The organism is Pectobacterium brasiliense (genome assembly GCF_016950255.1).
Taxonomy (GTDB): domain Bacteria; phylum Pseudomonadota; class Gammaproteobacteria; order Enterobacterales; family Enterobacteriaceae; genus Pectobacterium; species Pectobacterium brasiliense.
Genome location: NZ_JACGFN010000001.1, coordinates 2,487,858 through 2,509,076 on the forward strand (window position 1 = coordinate 2,487,858; position 21,219 = coordinate 2,509,076).

Genomic DNA, 21,219 nt, shown 5'->3' on the forward strand with positions numbered 1-21,219 from the left:
CTCACCCAAGAAACAGCAACAAAAAACAGCCATTCTACAAGGGGATTCAAGATGAAAGTAACCAAACGTTTCTATGCCAAATCACTCCTGGCAGCCTCGTTGGCCTTAGCGATGTTCCATGCCGAAGACGCCTCCGCCTGTGACGGTGATGCACCTTATATCGGCTCAGTTTGTTATATGGTCACCAGCTATTGTCCGAGTGGCTATTTGCCCGCAGCAGGACAATCCGTCTCGATCAGCACCTATCAGGCACTCTATGCGTTGATCGGCAATATATGGGGCGGCTCGCCGCAAACCAATAACTTTACGCTGCCCGACCTGCGCGGTAGAAGCATCGTTGGCGCAGGGCAAGGTACAGGACTCAGTCTGATACAACGTGGTCAATCGCTGGGTGCCGAGACGGCCACCTTGTCGGCAAGCAATGTCGCGCCTCATACCCATCCAACCGCGCAATCACTCACGACCACCTTTGATGTGCTAGTGCCTGCCACTACTGGCAACCTGACGGTGGGTGCCACTTTACCCATAGCCACCACCACCCCGGCCACTACGGGCACAACCCCCGCTAACGGCGCGAATTTCCTGACCGCGCTCAGCGCGACCGTGCCTGTGGGGGCAGCAACCCAAAATGCCACCTTCAAAGGCCCCTATCAGGCAGCCAAACCGGCCAATACCGCCTATCTCATCGCAGACACCACTGTGTCGGGGGCAGCCTCTACGCCTCCGTTAACGATCAAAGTACCGGAAACCGTGGTAGGCAATAATGTCGGGGGCGGAATGCCCTTCTCGGTTCGCGATCCGGCGATCGGGTTGACCGCCTGTATTGCAGTACAAGGTCTCTACCCAACCAATCCAAACTAGGCGTGTTTTTACATTCCGATTTTTGGAATAGTAAGCGTGCCGGGTATTTTCCCGGCACTTTCTTTATTCAGTAGTTTAGATATTAATATCATTGAGTTACTGATTGAATACCGTAAGAAAATTCCACCATTAGAAATACGAATCATGTAAACAAAAAAAATCAATAGAGATTTATCTTACTTTTCGGAAATTTATATTCCCAAGTTTTAATATTTCACTTAAATTTACATTAAGACAACAGAACAATCATGTGGCAATCATTTGCTTTACATTTAGTGCTACATGGCGTTTTTTCGTCTCCCAGCCACATCTATCAGGTTGTTATGTAATAACAATGATTACCGGGAGTACAGGTTATGCAATGGCGCCATTTCTTCTCTTCGCGTAGCAAACGCGACCGTATCACTAGCAACACGGCGACAGCCTTGTCGACGCCGCTGGGATACGCCCTTGAAGCACGCATGATGTTTGATGGTGCCGTCGCCGCCACCGTGAATCAAGCCGATGCAGGGCAAAACACCAGCGAGGCCGCACAGGCCACAAACGCTGCCAGCAATGACTCCGCACATGCCAAGGATGATTCTCAGACCCACAACGATAATCAGACCGATAATGGGCAAGACGATCACGCGGTGACCCAAGATAACGGCACCAGCGATGTCGCCGTGGCAGGTGAAGGCTCGCGTAAAGAAGTGGTGTTTATCGATACCTCATTAACCGATTACCAAACGCTGGTCGACAACGTGCCTACCGGTATCGAGGTGGTATTGCTGGATGGCAGCAAAGATGGCCTAAGCCAACTGGCAGAGTGGGCAAAAAACCATAGCGGTTATGACGCGATCCATGTGCTAAGCCACGGCGGTGAGGGCGAACTGCAACTGGGTACATTAACGCTCGACAGCAAGACCGCCGACGCGCGCGCGGCCGATTTAACCACGCTGGGCTCGGCGCTGACAGAATCAGGAGATTTACTCCTTTACGGATGTGAAGTCGCACAGAATTCAGGACAGAGCTTCGTTTCTCTGCTGGCACAAATCACCGGAGCCGATATCGCAGCGTCCAACGATACCACGGGTCAGGGCGGAGACTGGAATCTCGAAATACAGACCGGAATAATTGAAGCCGCAACCCTGCATGTAGACAACTACCAGCATAGCCTGCACGTCAACAATACTGAGGTGACACTGTGGATCGACGGCATAGATTATAGCACCAACCCAGTAGGGTCAGGCAGCGAAGTATTCCTGGACTTAAGGGATGAAGCCAGTTCCGAATGGTACATTGATATCGACCCAGCCACCTCGACCATCACCATGACCATACGTAACGGTCAAGGGCCGTTTGCGGGGCTTACGTCGTTCGATTTGGTGTTCAATAACCTCACTAACGGCACATTACTCGCCATTACTTCGATCACCAAGGATAACAGCGCAACCACCAGTGCGGCGGATCTCTCAGCTAGCGTTATCGGCACCGACAAAACCATCACCTTCCATATCGACACCGACAGTACAAAAGGCGATGGGGTTTTAGTGTGGCACTTCACGTCGACCAATCTTGGCGGTAGCAACGATACCGCCCCTAGTGTGACCGGCACGGGCAACAACCCGACCTATACGGAAAACGGGTCTGCCGTTGCCTTATTTAACGGCGTATCCGCCTTGACCAATGACAGCGGACAAACCTTTACCGGCGCAACATTGACCATCACCAACGTGGCGGACAGCACGGAATACCTGAATATCAACGGTATCAAGGTGTCCCTCATCAATGGTAATAGTGTCGCACTTGGCAGCGGCTACGGTTCGGCTAACATCAGCCTCAGTGCTGGCACGGCGGTCGTCAGCTTAAGCGGCGCGACGCTGAGTGATGCCAACATGAGCTCACTGTTGTCCGGCATGACCTATGGCAACAGCAGCGAGAACCCCAGCACCACAGCGCGTACCGTCACATTAACCCAGCTTACAGATTCAGGTTCAAGTAACAACACCACCACACCCAATATTACCAGCTCAGTGAGTGTGGTTGCGGTGAATGATGCACCGACGGACCTGGCTCTCTCCAATACGACATTCGGTCAATCCCTAGGCAGCAACGGTATTATCGGGACGCTATCGGCCACCGACGTTGACTCCACCACATTTACCTACAGTCTGGTGAGTGGCGTCGGCAGTACTGATAATGCACTCTTTACCCTCAGCGGCAGCACGCTGAGAGCGGTTAATGCCGCCACCATGGCTGCCGGAACCTATTCCGTGCGTCTCCAGGTCTCCGACGGGCAAGCTACCTATGAGAAGGTCGTCACCTTAACGGTGGCCGACGATATCGCGCCTACGTTTGATATCGCTCCCGCGGTGTCGAATGCCACCAGCAGCGGGTTCGACCTCAGCAGCAGCCTTAACGAAGCAGGCAGCATCTATTATGTGGTGCTGCCAGACGGTGCAACCGCGCCGAGCGCGACCCAAATCGTCAACGGACAGAACGCCACGGGCAGTCTGGCATTCGCATCAGGCAGTACCATCGTCAACAGTGCACCCTACAGCCGCACCTTTACCCTGACTGGTCTGGCGGCGGCAACGGCGTACGATGTGTATATGGTCGCCAGAGACAGCGCCGGTAATGCCACCGTCAGCGTCGTCAAGCTTGATGTCACGACCGCCGCAAGCAGCACTGCACCGACCTTGTCCGCCACGGGCAGCAATCCGGTGTTTATCGGCGGAATGGCGGGAGCTGTCGATCTGTTCAGTGGAGTCAGTGCAGACACGCGGGACAGCGGGCAAACCTTTAACTCACTGACCCTGACCGTGTCCAACGTTAGCGACAGCGGTGAATTTATCAGCGTGGCAGGCAACACCATCAGTCTGGCGAGCAATGGCAGCGGCACGCTGACCGGCATCGGCAGTTATACGGTAACGCGCGTCGGCAACACCGTGACGCTACAACTGAGCGGGATGAGCGCCAGTAACACGCAATTTGCCGGTCTGGTGGATGGCTTACGCTACGGCAATAGCAACAGCAGCGTCACGGCGGCCACACGAGATGTGTCCTTAACCGCCGTCAGAGATAGCGGTACCAACAACAACACCACATCGCTGAGCCTTACCTCGTCAGTGAATGTATTAGCCAGCAACAGCGCGCTGTATGTTACCTCTGGTGACGATACCGGCGACGATGCGTCTTTCGGCAATAGCTTACAAGACGATCTCAATGATGGCGGCGGGCTCAGTCTGCGCGAAGCGTTGCATTGGGCCAACCAGACCCCCGGTATCGACCGTATTGTGTTCCAGACCAACGTCACGTTGGCTGAAGGTCTGCTGGTCCCGACCAGTTCCATGTTGATCGACGGGCAAAGTTTTACCCTGAACGGTGGCGGTTATTCCGGCTTTCAAATCAACACCTCATCGATAACACTCGCTATTCAGAATCTGACGCTAACGAATTTCACCACCAGCACTAACCAGGTTACCGGTGGCGTATTGGGGATCCATTACGGCGCGACGGACATCAATTTCAGGCTGTATAACGTCGATATCTCCGGCAATACTGACGACACCTGGGGTACCGGTATGATTGACCTGTTCAATATTGCCCCAGGCAGGTACATCGTCGATTTGGATCGGGTCAATATTCATAATAACGTGCTGTTTGGCGGTTTAAATGAAGAGGGGGTTGTCCGACTGTTCGTAGCCGGTACTCAGCACACTGTCTCGCTGTCGGTCACTAATTCCGCCATCTACAACAACGGTAGTTTCAACCCAGCCAGCGGCAATATTGGCGTAGCGGGCATTTACGCAACGGCTAGCTTGAGCAACGCCACCAGTACACACATCAGCTTGATGAACACCACCATCACGGGTCAGGATGCGGGTCTGGTGTTCGGATTCACGGGTGGCTCGACAAGCTGGGTCGCCAGCGTACGCAACTCGATTATTTCCGGTAACACTGTCGATGTCACCACCTTCCAGGGCGGTAGTTATACTCTGAACGGTAATAACAATCTGATCGGCGGTACCGTCGATCGGGTGGCAGCAGCAGACCCACGACTGGCGGCCAGTGCCACCAATGCGATTAATCAAGGCGATCGCTTCTCTGTCACCGGTGACACAGATGCACGTGGTTTGGATCGTGTGCGGCAAGGGGCTGTCGATATCGGTGCTTACGAATCGCAGTTTGCCTCGGGTGTAAGTCCACAGGTGGATCTGAACGGTGCAAGCTCGGGCAATGACTATAGCGCCACCGTCTCCAGCGGCTTGAGCACGGGCGTGCCTATAACCGATATGCTGGCAACACTCTCGCAAACCGACGGCGACACACGCCTGTGGACACTGACGCTCTCGCTGGCGGGCAACGTCAATGGCAGCAGCGAATATTTGACGTTATCGCAACAGGCATTACTGGCCGCCCATGCCGCGGGCATCAACGTGTCAGGAGATGGTAGCCAAACGGTGACCCTCACCGGTGGGGCCACGCTGGACGCCTTCCAGACAGCGTTACGCGCCATCGTTTATGTTAATGTCGCCACCACGCCCACCGCAGGCAATCGCACCATTTCAGTTACCGCCAATGACGATGCCAGCAGCAGTGCGACCTCAACGTTGACGGTCGTTGTTGGCAATCCTCCCGTGGTTGCCGCCCCGATCCCTGCACAAAGCATCGCACAAGATGGTAGCCTGAGTTTTACCGTACCGGCAGGTACCTTCACGGATCCGGATGGCGATACGCTGACACTGAGCGCCACATTGGCCAACGGTTCACCGCTGCCAAGCTGGCTCACCTTTAATCCGGTCACCGGCACCTTCACTGGCACGCCGGGCAATGCGGATGTCGGCAGCCTGAGCATCAAAGTTACAGCCACCGATACCACCAATGCCTCGGTCAGCACCACCTTTAGCCTGACCGTCACCAACGTTAACGATGCGCCAATCGTCGCAACGCCAATACCGGCACAGAGCGTGGCACAGGATGACAGTCTGAGCTTCACCGTACCCGCAGGCACCTTCACGGATCCGGATGGCGATACTCTCTCTCTGAGCGCTACGCTGGCCAACGGTTCAGCGCTGCCAAGCTGGCTCACCTTTAATTCGGCCACCGGCACCTTCTCCGGCACGCCGGGTAATGCGGATGTCGGCACCCTAAGCATTAAGGTCATCGCCAACGATGGCAATGCCTCCGTCAGCACTACCTTTAGTCTGACTATCACCAATGTTAACGATGCACCGATGGTCTCAGCCACTATTCCGGCGCAAAGTGTGGCGCAGGACGGTAGCCTGAACTTCACCGTTCCGGCAGGCACCTTTACCGATCCGGATGGCGATACGCTGACGCTCAGCGCCACATTGGCCAACGGTTCACCGCTGCCGAGCTGGCTCACATTTAATCCGGCCACCGGCACCTTTACGGGCACACCGGGCAATAGTGATGTCGGCACCTTGAGCATCAAAGTCACCGCCAACGATGGTAGTGCCTCGGTCAGCACCACCTTTAGCCTGACCGTCACCAACGTCAACGATGCGCCAATCGTCGCAACGCCAATACCGGCACAGAGCGTGGCACAGGATGGCAGCCTGAACTTCGCCATCCCCGTCGGCACCTTCACGGACCCGGATGGCGATACTCTCTCTCTGAGCGCCACGCTGGCCGACGGCTCGCCGCTGCCGGGTTGGCTAACCTTTAACGCTGCCACCGGCACCTTCTCCGGCACGCCGGGCAACGCGGATGTCGGCAGCCTGAGCATTAAAGTGACTGCCACCGATACCGCCAGTGCCGCAGTCAGCACTACCTTTAGCCTAACCGTCACCAACGTCAACGATGCACCGGTGGTCGGCACGCCGATCCCACCACAAAGCGTGGCGCAGGACGGCGGCTTCAACTTTACCGTCCCTTCGGGCACCTTCAGCGATCCCGATGGCGATACCCTGACGCTGAGCGCTACGCTGGCCAACGGCTTGCCGCTACCGAGCTGGATCAGCTTTAATCCGGCCACCGGTACCTTCTCCGGCACGCCGGGCAACACCGATGTTGGTAGCCTGTCTATCCGCGTCACCGCTACCGACGGCAGCAACGCCTCGGTACATACTGATTTCAGCCTGACCATCACCAACGTCAACGACGCTCCGGTGGTCGCCACGCCGATACCGGCACAGAGCGTGGCACAGGACGGCAGCCTGAACTTCACCGTACCGCCAGGCACTTTCACGGACCCGGATGGCGATACCCTAACCTTGAGCGCCACCCTCGCCGACGGCTCACCGTTGCCGAGTTGGATCACCTTTAATCCAGCCACCGGTACCTTCTCCGGCACGCCCGGTAACGCAGATGTCGGTAGCCTGTCTATTCGCGTCACCGCCACCGATAGCAGCAACGCCTCAGTGCATACTGATTTCAGCCTGACCATCACCAACGTCAACGATGTGCCCGTGGTCGCCACGCCGATCCCACCACAGAGTGTGGTACAGGATGGCAGCCTGAGTTTCACCGTACCGTCAGGCACCTTCACGGACCCGGATGGTGATACGCTGACGCTCAGCGCCACCCTCGCCGACGGCTCACCGCTGCCGGGCTGGATCACCTTTAATCCGGCCACTGGCACTTTCTCCGGTACACCGGGGAATAGTGATATCGGCAATCTGAGTATTAAGGTCACCGCCAACGATGGCGATGCCTCGATCAGTACCACTTTCAGCCTGACAGTCACGCCATCGAACCAGGCTCCCGTAGTATCCACGCCAATCCCGCCGCAAAGCGTGGCGCAGGACGGCGGCTTCAACTTTACCGTCCCTTCGGGCACCTTCAGCGATCCGGATGGCGATACGCTGACCCTCAGCGCCACCCTCGCCGACGGATCGCCGCTGCCGAGCTGGATCACCTTTAATCCGGCCACCGGCACGTTCTCCGGTACGCCGGGTAATAGCGATGTCGGCACGCTGGTGATCCGGGTAACGGCCACCGACGGCAGCAATACCTCAATTAGCACCAGCTTTGGCCTGACGGTGACCAATGTTAACGATGCGCCAGTGGTTGGCTCCCCAATTCCGCCGCAAAGTGTGGCGCAGGATGGCGGCTTCAACTTTACCGTGCCTGCGGGCACCTTCAGCGATCCCGATGGTGATACCCTGACGCTCAGCGCTACCCTCGCCGACGGCTCGCCGCTGCCAGGCTGGATAACCTTTAATCCGGCCACCGGCACGTTCTCCGGTACGCCGGGTAATAGCGATGTCGGCACGCTGGTGATCCGGGTAACGGCCACCGACGGCAGTAATACCTCCGTCAGCACCAGCTTTGGCCTGACGGTGACCAACGTTAACGATGCGCCCGTGGTTGGCACCCCGCTCCCGGCACAAAGTGTGGCGCAGGATGGCGGCTTCAACTTTACCGTGCCTGCGGGCACGTTTATCGATCCCGATGGCGATACACTGACGCTCAGCGCCACCCTCGCCGACGGGTCGCCGCTGCCGAGCTGGATCACCTTTAATCCGGCCACCGGCACGTTCTCCGGTACGCCAGGTAATAGCGATGTCGGCACGCTGGTGATCCGGGTAACGGCCACCGACGGCAGCAATACCTCCGTCAGCACCAGCTTTGGCCTGACGGTGACCAACGTTAACGATGCGCCAGTGGTTGGCTCCCCAATTCCGCCGCAAAGTGTGGCGCAGGATGGCGGCTTCAACTTTACCGTGCCTGCGGGCACCTTCAGCGATCCCGATGGTGATACCCTGACGCTCAGCGCCACCCTCGCCGACGGCTCGCCGCTGCCAGGCTGGATCACCTTTAATCCGGCCACCGGCACGTTCTCCGGTACGCCGGGTAATAGCGATGTCGGCACGCTGGTGATCCGAGTAACGGCCACCGACGGCAGCAATACCTCCGTCAGCACCAGCTTTGGCCTGACGGTGACCAACGTTAATGATGCGCCCGTGGTTGGCCCCCCGATCCCGGCACAAAGTGTGGCGCAGGATGGCGGCTTCAACTTTACCGTGCCTGCGGGCACGTTTATCGATCCCGATGGCGATACGCTGACGCTCAGCGCCACCCTCGCCAACGGGTCGCCGCTGCCGAGCTGGATCACCTTTAATCCGGCCACCGGCACGTTCTCCGGTACACCGGGCAATGGCGATATCGGCACGCTGGTGATCCGAGTAACGGCCACCGACGGCAGCAATACCTCTGTCAGCACCAGCTTTGGCCTGACGGTGACCAACGTTAATGATGCGCCAGTGGTTGGCTCCCCAATTCCGCCGCAAAGCGTGGCGCAGGATGGCGGCTTCAACTTTACCGTGCCTGCGGGCACCTTCAGCGATCCCGATGGTGATACCCTGACGCTCAGCGCCACCCTCGCCGACGGCTCGCCGCTGCCAGGCTGGATCACCTTTAATCCGGCCACCGGCACGTTCTCCGGTACACCGGGCAATGGCGATGTCGGCACGCTGGTGATCAGGGTAACGGCCACCGACGGCAGCAATACCTCAATTAGCACCAGCTTTGGCCTGACGGTGACCAATGTTAACGATGCGCCAGTGGTTGGCTCCCCAATTCCGCCGCAAAGTGTGGTGCAGGATGGCGGCTTCAACTTTACCGTGCCTGCAGGCACGTTTATCGATCCCGATGGCGATACCCTGACGCTCAGCGCCAGCCTCGCTGACGGCTCGCCGCTGCCAAGCTGGCTGCGCTTCGATCCTGCTATCGGCACCTTCTCCGGCACACCTGGCAATAGTGATGTGGGCAATCTGGTGATTAGAATCACCGCCACCGACGGCAGTAATACCTCAATTAGCACCAGCTTTGGCTTGACGGTGACACGCAGCATTGTGGGCGGCGATCCCCAATTTAAAGCCAACGACGGTCTTGGCCGGACACCATCATTCAGCGATACGCGCCAGCTGTCCACACAGGATGTCGCGGCAGCAGAGCCGACGTTAGGTGGTCTGATTACCAATCCGTCACTCGGCAGTCTTACCGTGGGTAACGACAGTGCCCCGAGATCGGTAATGTCTGCCATCTTCGCCACCGGACGCCAGAACACTGAGGGAAGTACCCTCCCAACTAGCCAGGTAGCGGGCACTTTCGGACGTGGCGTAACCAGCGGCATTGGCGTTAATTTCGACAGCACGTTGGGATCCTTCCCCAGCTTTAGCAAAGATCCCGCTTTAGGCGGAACCTCATCGCTGGCCAGTGCGTTCTCGGGGATCTACCTGCCTTCACTGACGCCAATGGAGGTCTTCTCCGGTGGCAGTTGGAAAGACATTCCGCTCGATAGGGTGAATAGCGCAATGAATAGCACAGATGACAACACTGGGCGCTCTGTGGCCTTTACGCCCTCGCTCCATCGGCAATTACAACAGATAGGTGACTCGGAACTGCAACGTCTGGCCGCTATTGAGCAAGCGTTGCAGGAAAGTGGTCAGCAGCAAGGATAACCCTGCACAACAGTGCAGCAACTGGCGATACGCAAGACGATCGCAAGAACAATTAGAACCATCACAAAAATAACAGTGGTAATGATGATAATGACGAGGAGCGGAATCGTGTTAAAGGGTCGGAAACTATTTAGCCTTAGCGCCATCGTACTAGCCGCCAGCGGCTGTGCCGTAACCACCCAGCCGATCAGCAAGGTCGAAAGCGGGCAACGCAGCCAGCAGGACCAAGTCGCCATGTTCAGCCAGCAGGAGCCCGTCACGGCACCGATCACGCTGTATGATGCTATGGCACGTGCGCTGAAATACAACCTCGAGTCACGCTTAAAAGTGATGGAATATGCACTGAGTCAGCAGCAACTGGAACTGGCACGTTACGATATGCTGCCCAGGATCGCCGCATCGGCAGGCTACGTGGGGCGTAATAATATGAGTGCCTCCAGCAGCCGCAGCGTTGAAACGGGACGTACCTCTCTGGAACCGTCCACCTCGCAGGATCGTGACCGCGACGTGGCCGATCTGACCATGGTATGGAACGTGCTCGACTTTGGCGTCAGCTACGTGACCGCCCAGCAAAAATCGGATCAGCGCTGGATTGCCGAAGAGCGTAAGCGCAAAGTCGTGCACACCATCCTGCAAGACGTGCGATCCGCCTACTGGCGCGCCGTGGCTGCCGAACGCTTGTTGGGACAGATTGATGGCCTGATTGCCCGCGTCAACACGGCACGTGACGCAAGTGAGCACATGTCATCACAGCAGATTGGCGATCCCATTGAAGCGCTGAGCTATCAACGCGCGCTGATCGATGCTACACGACAGTTGGAAGAACAGCGTCGCGCACTGTCGCTCGCCAAAACCGAGCTGGCAACCTTGATGAATCTGCCATTGGATACGGCCTACAAGCTCGCGTTGCCACAAAGCGGTGACGAGACCGTGCCGCAGTTGAATGTCGATGTGAAAGTGCTGGAAGAAGCGGCGCTAGTCAGTCGCCCGGAACTGCGCGAGCAGGATTATCAGGTGAGAATTCATGCCGCTGAAACCCGCAAAGCGCTGCTGCGTATGCTGCCCGGCGTGGAAATCAGCGCAGGCGGCCACTATGACAGCAACTCCTTCCTGGTCAATAACAGTTGGGCTGACGTCGGCGTAAAAGCCACTTGGAACCTGTTCAATCTATTGTCTGGCCCAGCCGCGCGTAAAGCCGCTCAGGCTAACGAATCCGTGTCGGAAATGCAGCGTCAGGCGATGTCACTGGCAATTATGGCACAGTTGTACATCGCTCGAGCCAACTTCAATGAGGCTCAGCGACAATATAAAACCAGTTCAGAATTACGTAATCTTGACACTAAAATCGTCGAACAGCTTAGAAACCGCTATAAGGCTAACAGTATTGGTGAATTGCAGTTGATTCAAGGTGAGTTGAACGCCCTCAACGCCAGTTTGCGTCAGGATCTGGCTTATGCAGAACTACGCAATACTTACGGCCAGATATTCTCGACGATCGGACTGGATTTGCTACCGAAAACACTTCCGTCCACTAACCTTGCAGATATCAGTCAGGCACTGCGTCAATCTGACACCAACTGGCAACAGGGTAAAATCAGTACCTTACAATCGTTCTGATAGCCGTGTGGCAATCGCGTATTGCCACCGCCATTCTTTACCCGATCGATAAAGGGCAGCGATGCTGCCCTTTATCATTTTCAGACGTCCGTCAGGCGCTTGCGATCGACTTTACCGCTGCCAGTTTTAGGCAACTTGTCGAGCACCACAATGCGTCCCGGCACCATGTAAGCCGGTAAGAACTGATGCAATTGCTTGCGCAGTGCCAGCTTGGTCATCTCCGAGCCGGATTTATATTCCACGTAGCCGACCAGCACCGCCTCGTCCCCTTCCCCCTGAAGTTTGACGGCCGCATCCTGCACCTGCTCGATCCGCTTCAATTGCGCCTCGATCTCCCCTAATTCGATGCGGAATCCCCGTAATTTCACCTGATCGTCGAAACGACCCAGATACTGATAGCGATCGTCCGCCAGCAGCCGGACTTTATCGCCGGTGCGGTACATTCGCTGTCCAGACTCCGCCTGCTGAATAAAACGATCCTGCGTCAGATCGTCACGCTGCCAGTATCCGCTGCTCAGCGCTTCACCGAGAATGCACAGTTCGCCGACCATCCCTTCCGACAGCGGATGACGATCGTCATCGATCACCAGATGCTGATAGCCCGCCAGCGTGTTGCCGAGCGCGACCGTGTGCTGGTTCTCCAACGCGGCACCATCAATCTGCGCCATCTGCGACCAAATTGTCGCTTCGGTTGGTCCATAGCAATTCCACAGCGTCTTACAACGGCTGACCAAGCGCTGTGCCAGTCGCAGATCCAGCGCTTCACCGCCGCACAGCGCCACCAGATCGGGTTTACCCTGCCAGCCCGCCTTGAACATCATGCGCCAAAACGCGGGCGTGGCCTGCAATACGTTGATTTTCGGTCGAGCCTGCAAATACGCCGCGACCGCCTGCGGATCTTTGTATTCCTCATGCGTAGTCAGATGCTGCACGCCGCCGACCCACAGCGGCGCAAACACTTCCAGCATGGAGATATCAAACGCCAGCGTGGTAATCAGCAGCCAGTTGGCGTTATCCGTTAAAGCCAGCCGATCTACGCTGGCATGAATAAAGGTTTGCAGCGCCCGCTGACCAATCACCACGCCCTTTGGTTTCCCCGTCGAACCGGAGGTAAACATCATGTAGGCCGCGGTTTCCGGTCCACCGGTCCACGCCAGCTGTACGCTCGCCGTGGAATCGCTGGCGGCATACGGTAAATCACACAGGTTTAGTATCGGACAGTCAAACGCCAGCGAACCGCCGGTATAGCCGTCCTGCAAGACCGCTGCCAGCGCCGCTTCCTGCTGAATCGCCTGTAGACGCTCTCCCGGAAAATCCGGCTCCAGCGGCACAAACGTCACCTGAGAAAACAGGCAGGCCAGCAGCGCCGCCACGGTGTCAGGCTGACGACTAAGGTGCAGCCCCACGCGCTGACCGGCCGTCACCCCTTGCGCCGCCAGCGCCTGTTGGATCAGCGCCACGCGTTGCAACAGTTCCCGATAGCAAATTTCGCGTTCCTGAAAGGCGATCGCCACACGATCCTGACGTGTTTCCTCAGTAAGACGCGCCAGCAGTTCATCATGCAGCGCGGGCATCGCCGCCCTGTGCGGTAGCGGTGCCACCAGCGGACTGAGGCGAATCTGCGCCAGCCGCTCCCAGCGAGAAGCCAGCAGGCCATCAAGTAGCTGCGTGAGATCGCAGGCCATACGCTGTAGCTGCCGATTGTCGAACTGCCCATCAGGCGCGGTCAGAATGACCCGATCGTGCTGAACCTGCACGATGAGCGCCACATTCTGAGCTACGGCAGGTAACGATGCCTTCTCCCCCACGATCAGCAGGCTGCTAAACAGCGCATGCTGGTTATCTGCTGCCAGCATCTCTGGCGCGGACAGCGGATCGCACGACGATCCCACGGCGGCGATCCACTCGTTAACGAGACGATCGCGCTGTTGAAAATTGGCGATCAGCGGCCTTACGCTGTCAGGAAGATCGCCTGTGACGAGCGCCATACACACCTGCTCTTCACCACTGTATTTGTACAGCAGCCAGCTCCACGCTGCGCTTACCAGCGACGCAGGATAGTGCTTAATCAGTTCACTGCTGTGTCGCTGTTCACCGTGCGCGGCCCCAACCCGCTGCCCGAAGGCCGTGGGCTGTTGGATATCCGCCAGCGGATTCCCCACTGCTTCATCGTTCCCTGTCATGACAGCGTTTCCTCATTGGCGGTAACCCTCGACTGTGCCAGATACCCGCTCAGCGTCTGCGGTGACGGGTAGCGCTGTAAAAGCGCCACACTCACTGGCTGCGCTAACGCACGGCTCAATGCCTGTGCCAGTGCAATACGCTGTAGCGAATCGACACCGCTTTCACACAGCGTCTGCGACCAGAGACCGGATTCACCGAGATGTAGCACCTGCGCCCACACGCGCAGCAGCGACTGGGCTGATGGCGTATCCGGCTGGCTAATACCGCTATCTGCCACCGTTTTCTGCGCAACCACCGAGCCTGTCGCTTTCTCATGCCCGATAATCTCGGCTGGCTGCTGCGGCGCGCTATTGATCAGCGCCACCACTTCGTCATGCCAGCGCATCAGCACCCGACGCGCCTGCGCACTGTCCAGCACATCAGCGTCAAACTCGAAGCGCAGCAGCATGCAGCCCGCCAGCTCACGCACCACCAAATTCAACGGCATCTCGACTTTTTCATAGGCGGCGGAGAACTCGGGAGATAACCGATGCGGATCGTCAGCGTGTTGGCCCTGTTCTGCTTTTGCGCCAGGCCGATTTTCATTAACGGGATAGTTTTCATAAATAAACAGGCTGTTGAACAGACGCGAGCGTCCGGCCGTCAGGGCAATCAGCGACTGCGTAGCATGCTGGTTCATCGCCATCAGCTCATTCTGCAACTGCACCAGATGCTGTTGCAGCGATACCGGCTGCTGCCAGCTCAGCGCCAGCGGCAGGCTATTGATGTACAGACCCACACTGCTCGCCACGTCCTCCACCGGACTTTCCCTGCCCGACAGCACATTCCCGACAATACTGACCGCATCGCCGGTCGACCGCGCCAGCAGCCGGTGCCAGGCGTATTGCGCAATAATGCTGTGCGTAACGCCCACCTCGCGGGCAAAGGCGATGAGTGCAGACTGATCCTGCTCATTCAGGCTCACGCCGGTGACCTGCGGTTCAACCTGTGTCAGATGCTGGCTGAGATCGGCGCGTTTCCCCGCCGCCGCAAACAGCATCGCGACATCGTTCGTCTGCGCCAGCAGCGGCTGCCGTTGCTGCCAGAAAGCCTCGACAGCGGACTGCTGCGCCACGGCGTGTAGCGCATAATCCACATAAGCACGATCCACCTGAATCGCGGATGTTTCGCCATGCATAAATGTTTCGCCGTTCATCAACATCTGATAATCACGGTGTACCGCGCCCAGCAGTTGCGGGCCGCTCCAGCCATCAATCACGCTGTGGTGACAGCTCAGGAGCACCCGGTAATCCTGCTCACCCAAACGGAAACAGGCAATGCGCAACAGCGGCGGCTGCGACAAGTTAAATCCGGTGCGTAAATCCTGCTGGCGATAACGTTCGATGACAGCCAGTGGATCGGCCTCCTGCGCCACATCCTGATAGTAGAAAGGCAGGTCTGCCTGCGTCACAATCACCTGCACGCTGGCACACTCACTTTCCAACGCGGCACGCAGCGCCGGGAAACGCTGAATCTGACGCTGCCATGCCTGACGATAGCCTTCCACATCCAGCGCCTGCGCATAGCGAATCGGCGTTTGCAGATGATAAGCATCGTCCTGCGGGCAGCGCAGACGGTGATACAGCATTGACTGCTGGAGCGATGACAGCGGCAACAGCGTGTCGATGTCATAACGCTGCGACAGGCTATCGAGCTGCGTCTGGCTCAGCGTCACCGCCGGGAAGTCGCTGGGGGTAAAGACAGTGCCGTGACGTAGCTGTGCCAGACAGGCCTCCGTCAGCGCACGCAGATTCTCCATGAACCGCGCCATCAGACGTTCACTGTCGCGCTGGTTAAGGCAACCCACCTGACGCAGCGTCAGCTGTCCGCCCGCAATTCCGCCGTGAAGGCTGATAATCTCCGCCGGTTTATTCTCCGGCGAGACGCAGCCTCCCGGCGCGACATCCACCGGACGCCACACGCCAGCCGCCTGAACCGACAGCCCGAGATAGTTGAACACAATCGGCGATAGCGTCAGCGAACCGCCCTCCGGATGATGGTAGCGCAGCGGGTTAAACCCGACGCCTTTATCCGGCACCTGACGCAGCTGTTCCTTGCTGGATTTAATCAGGGAAGCCCAGTCGGACCGATCTTGCAGACACACCGGATAGGTGCTGGTAAACCACCCTACCGTGCGACTGACATCCAGCGTCGGATCAATCGCCTCGCGACCGTGCCCTTCCAGCATGATTCGGGCTTTATCGCCCCAGCCGAGATCGTTTAGCGTACGGGTCAGCGCTGCCAGCAGCAGATCGCTGACGTCGGTATTAAAGGCACGGTTGGCCTCGCTCACCAGTTGACCTGTGGTTTCCTCATCCAGCGTCAGCATCGCGGCGCTAGCCTGGCCCTGCGGATCTTTAGCCGCCATCAGCGCCGTCTGATCCACGCCGTCTTCCTGCGCCTGCCAGTACGTCAGCTGTTCCGCATGCTGTATGGCGTAGTTTTGCAGTGCCGCCCCCCACTGGCGATAGCTCGACGTTTTCGGCAGCAGCGGTTTACCGAGGTACAGCCGCTCCAGATCGTCGACCAGAATGCGCCAGGACACGGCATCAATCACCAGATGGTGAAAAGCGAGGAACACAGCCGTGTCCGCCTGCGGATGGTGGCGTACCAGTGCGGCGGCCATCGTTCTTCCCTGCGCGGGATCGAATTCACTCTGTAGCACGGTAAACGCCTGTTGCAGGCCGTCGTCACCGAGCTGACGATAATCCAGCGTCGACACCGCAGGGCAAGGCACATCCGTCAGATAGCGTTGCCCGTCCGCATCACAGGCCAGACGTAGCGCGTCATGCTGCACCATCAGCGCCTGCAACATCGTGGTAAGGCGTTCGGTATCCACGTCCGGCAGTTGGATCATCGCCGCCTGATTCCAGTGCTCAGGACGTGCCAGCGGCTGTTCCATAAACCAGCGCTGAATCGGCAGCAGCGCGAATTCGCCTTCCAGCGTGCCCTGCTCCGCCACAACACCTGTGTCACGATCATTTTGTGCCAGCACGCGACACAAACGCCGCACGCTTTTTGCTTCGAAAACGTCTTTTACCGTGCAGACATAGCCCGCGCTGCGCAAGCGCGTCGTCAGTTGAATACTAAGGATGGAATCGCCGCCTAAGCGGAAGAAATCATCCTCAACGCCCAACGGCGTATTCAGCACGCTGCGCCAAATCGCCAGTACGTCCGCTTCCAGCGGATTATCGGCTTCACCGTCGCCTTCACTTGCCTCCAGCACCGGCGGCAGCTGTTTCGTATCCAGCTTGCCGTTTGGCGTCAGCGGCATATCTTCGAGCAGAATCAGTCGGAACGGCACCATGTATTCTGGCAGGTGCTTCGCGACATCAATCAGCACGGCGGCAGGTTCCGGTGTGCCGCAGCCCGCTTTCACCGTGCCATAGGCAACCAGCGCCGGACGGTTTCCGACCTGTGCCACAATGACTTTAACCTGCTTCAGCGACGGACATACCGCCGCCAGCTGTGCCTCAATTTCACCCGGCTCAATGCGGTAGCCGCGCAGCTTAATCTGCTCATCAATACGGCCACAATATTCATAGTCGCCGTTGTTCAGCAGTCTGGCCTTATCACCCGTGCGATAGATACGCAGCGTCGCCGTGCTCTGTTCGGTGTTGTTCACATCATTCAGCGTGATGTGTTCAAAGCGGCTGGCAGTCATCTGCGGCTGGTTGAGGTAGCCACGCGCCAGCCCAAGCCCCGCAAGACACAGTTCACCCGGCACGCCCGCCGGACACAGCTGCCCTGCTGCGTCCAGAATCAACGCCTGAATATGGGCGATAGGTTTCCCGATGGTCACAGGCTGACCTTTACGCAGACGGGCGCTCAACGCGGTGACGGTACACTCCGTCGGTCCGTACATATTGTACAGCGCGACCTTATCGGCCCAGTTTTCCACCACGGCGTTCGGGCAGGCTTCACCGCCCATGCCAATGGCCTGAATGCCGTTAACGTGCTGTGGATCGAGAATCGACATCAGCGCCGTCGGCAGGATCAGGTGCGTCGCACCCGCCTGTTCGGCCTGCACAATCGCCCGATCGTTGGGTTCGCCAAACGCCAGCGTGCCCCCGCTGCTCAGCGGCAGCAGCGTCGTCATGTTACCGGCGTCAAACGAGAGCGACATGCAGTTGAACATGGTGCTTTGCGGTGTGAAATCGATACGATCGCGATGATCGTCCAGCAGATTGATCAGTGAACCGTGTTCGATCATGACGCCCTTCGGCAGACCGGTCGATCCCGAGGTGTAGATCACCTGTGCCAGCTGCTGTGCATGGCGCGGAATAGCTGGCGGTTCATCGCCCGGCAGATCGTGCCACTGCGCGACAACCGTAGGATCGGTCAGATCGATGCACTGTTCGGCAGACCACTGCGCCAGCTGTTGCCCATCACCGCCGAGAATGACAGCAAGATTGGCATCGGTAATGATGTGACGCAGCCGCTCCGGCGGATAGTCGGGATCCAACGGCACATAGGCTGCACCCGCTTTCCAGACGGCCAGCAGCGCAATGACAAAATAGCGATCGCGCTTCGCCAGCACGCCAACCAGCGACTGTTCGCCCAGCCCCTGACGGTGCAGCCAGTGCGCCAGCTGATTCGACTGCCTGTTCAGTTCAGCATATGTCAGCTTATCCGTGCGCTGTTCGCCGTCAAAGGCTATCGCCAGCTGCTGAGGATCGCGCTGGGCGATGGCTTCAATCACGTCGGTTACCGTCAGCTGCGGCTGCGGATAGCTACGCGGTAGCTGCTGACTCTCCGCCAGCACGGCGGCAAAGCGATCCGCTTCCATCAGCGGCAGATGCCAGACGTCGGTTTCCGGTGCCTCAACCACGGCCTCAATCAGCCGGATAAAACGGTCGGCGTAATATTGGATCGTCTGGCGCTCAAACAGCGCGGTGGCAAACAGCCAGTCCAGCCGAACTTCCCCCATCAGCTCCGTCACCTTGACCGAAATATCGGTCTTGGCAGGCAGCACCGGCGACGTTTCCTCCGCCGCATCACAGCCGGGGATCAGATCGTTGAAATCCACTTTGGCCTGATACACCAGCATCACTTGAAAGATCGGGTTGATCGCGGTGGTGCGATCGGAGCCGATCGCCTCGCTTAGCGCTTCAAAACGGTAAAGCTGATGATCGAAAGCCGACAGATCCTGCTCGCGGCAGTATTGCAGGTAATCGACAAAGCGCTGTTGATCCTGCAACTGAGTGCGCAGCACGATGGTGTTAACGAAGAAGCCGACGACATCTTCAATATCTGGCCGCTCGCGATAGGCCAGCGGTGAACCAATGACGATATCTTTCTCGCCGCTAATCCGCGCTAGCATCAGGGAGAACACCGCATGCAACCCAATGAAGTTAGACGTATTGTAGCGCTGACACAGACGCTTAAATTTATCCCACAGATCGTTGTTGATCGCGGAGAAGATCACCTCACCGCCACTGTTCTGGTGTGCCGGACGCGGTTTATCCAGCGGCAGGCTGTGCACCTCAGGGATCCCCGTCAGCCGCTCAACCCAGAACGGTTTGAACTCGTTGTGGTAATCCAGAAACGACGCAGAATTGAACCAGTGTGCGTAATCGATATAGTTAAGCTGAGTCGGCTCGACGGGATGAGGCTGGCGGTTTTGACAGGCCAGAAAAGCCGGTTTGAAGTCCGCAAACATATTCTTCACCGACCAGCCGTCGGAAATAATATGGTGCTGGGTGATCATCAGAACGTGCACCCGCTCGCTCATCTTCACCAGCCGCACGCGGGTGAGATCGCCCGCCGTGAGATCGAACGGGCGGCTGATTTCCGCTTTCACCTGCTGCTGCAAGCGCGCTTCCCGCTCGGCTTCCGGCAGCAGTGAGAAGTCATCATGCTGTATCACAAACGGTTGATAGGCATCGATACGCTGTTCACCCTTACCCTGTTCATTGACCACAAAGCGGGTGCGCAGGCTGGCATGACGCTGCGCCAGCGCATCAAAGGCAAACTCCAGAGCGGGCACATCCAGCGTGCCGGTCAGGCGAAAATAGACCGGCATATTGTAGAGGTGTGACTGCTCTTCGTACTGTTCGATAAACCACAGTCCGCTTTGCGATGACGACAGCGGGCCAGACGTAGCATTCTGCGGCGTGATGGGGCGCTCAAACGCCTGCTGCGCTGTCAGGCAGCGCACAATGGCGTCTTTGTTTTCCTTAATCGTGCGCCCAATGTCTGCCGTGATCGCGTCTTTGTTAGACTGCGAAATCAGCTGTCCCTGTGCATTCAACGCCAGACGAACGCCCTGCCGTTCTAGCTGCTTTAACAGCGTTACGATATCTTTCATGACTTGTCACTCTCTCAGCAAATCAGGCCGTCAGCGTTGCCCCGCCATCCACCACCACGTCCTGCATGGTGATGTGGCTGGCCAGATCGGAAGCCAGAAAAACCACGGTATTGGCAATCTCTTCCGGCTGAGCAATCTTGCCCAGCGGAATCCCCAGTTTGTACTGGTCAGGAAAGCCCGCGATAGTGCGCTGCTCAGCATCGGCGCTGTGCCACATGCCGCGCTGCATCGGCGTATCCGTCGAGCCCGGCGACACCAGATTGCAGCGCACGCCGTAAGGCGCCAGCTCCAGACCGGCACAGTGAGACAGGCTGGTGAGCGCCGCTTTTGAAGCGCAGTACGCCGCCATCTGTAGACGGGGAACATGCGCGGCATTGGAGCCGACGCAAACAATCGCGCCGCGGCGCTGCCGCTTGAAATGCGGAACCAGCGCGTTTAGCAGGTAAAACGCACCAGAGGCGTTGACGTTAATGCACTGGTGCCAGTCGTCCACGCTCAGCGCATCAATGTCGCCCAGACGCAGAATCCCGGCGGCATTGACCAGCACGTCGATTCCCGTTTCTGCCAACTGCTGGCGACAGACCGCCGCCACGCTGTCCGGTTCACTGATATCCAGCGTCACACAGGTAAACGGATGATCGTAATGTCGGAATGCGCGGTCAAAGCCGATCACGTTCGCGCCCAGTGCGACAAACTGGCGGGCAATGCTTTCGCCAATGCCGCTCGCCGCACCGGTGACCCAAACGGTCTGGCCGCTGAAATCAAACTGAAGAGGTTGTGCCTTGTTTATCATTT

General features: G+C 57.8%; 6 protein-coding genes. 3 read left to right on the forward strand and 3 right to left on the reverse strand.

The window, feature by feature from the left end:
• The first annotated feature begins 51 nt into the window (after positions 1-51).
• From H4F65_RS11095 to H4F65_RS11105, 3 genes are all read left to right on the forward strand, one after another.
• A complete protein-coding gene (locus tag H4F65_RS11095) occupies positions 52-861 on the forward strand; it encodes a phage tail protein (protein ID WP_010286879.1) in 810 nt (269 codons plus the stop codon).
• Positions 862-1,217: 356 nt separating this feature from the next.
• The gene (locus H4F65_RS11100) at positions 1,218-10,274 is read left to right on the forward strand and encodes a putative Ig domain-containing protein (RefSeq protein ID WP_159398223.1); all 9,057 of its coding nucleotides are present in this window, start codon (positions 1,218-1,220) and stop codon (positions 10,272-10,274) included.
• A gap of 108 nt (positions 10,275-10,382) precedes the next feature.
• Entirely contained in the window at positions 10,383-11,891 is a 1,509-nt protein-coding gene (locus H4F65_RS11105) for a TolC family protein (protein WP_010284730.1), read from the forward strand.
• An 80-nt stretch (positions 11,892-11,971) separates the two neighbouring features.
• Here H4F65_RS11105 and H4F65_RS11110 read toward each other — a convergent pair whose 3' ends face one another.
• The 3 genes from H4F65_RS11110 to dhbA are packed head-to-tail and all read right to left on the reverse strand — an operon-like array spanning position 11,972 to position 21,217.
• Complete coding sequence (locus tag H4F65_RS11110; protein ID WP_010284729.1) at positions 11,972-14,074, reverse strand: amino acid adenylation domain-containing protein; 2,103 nt, start codon at positions 14,072-14,074, stop codon at positions 11,972-11,974.
• On the reverse strand, positions 14,071-20,424 hold the full coding sequence (locus tag H4F65_RS11115) for a non-ribosomal peptide synthetase (protein WP_010284728.1): 6,354 nt from the start codon (positions 20,422-20,424) through the stop codon (positions 14,071-14,073). Before H4F65_RS11115 ends, H4F65_RS11110 begins: the two co-directional genes overlap by 4 nt.
• 22 nt (positions 20,425-20,446) lie before the next feature.
• Positions 20,447-21,217: a 2,3-dihydro-2,3-dihydroxybenzoate dehydrogenase gene (gene dhbA / locus H4F65_RS11120; protein ID WP_010284727.1), complete on the reverse strand. Its 771-nt coding sequence runs from the start codon at positions 21,215-21,217 to the stop codon at positions 20,447-20,449.
• Positions 21,218-21,219 lie beyond the last annotated feature (2 nt).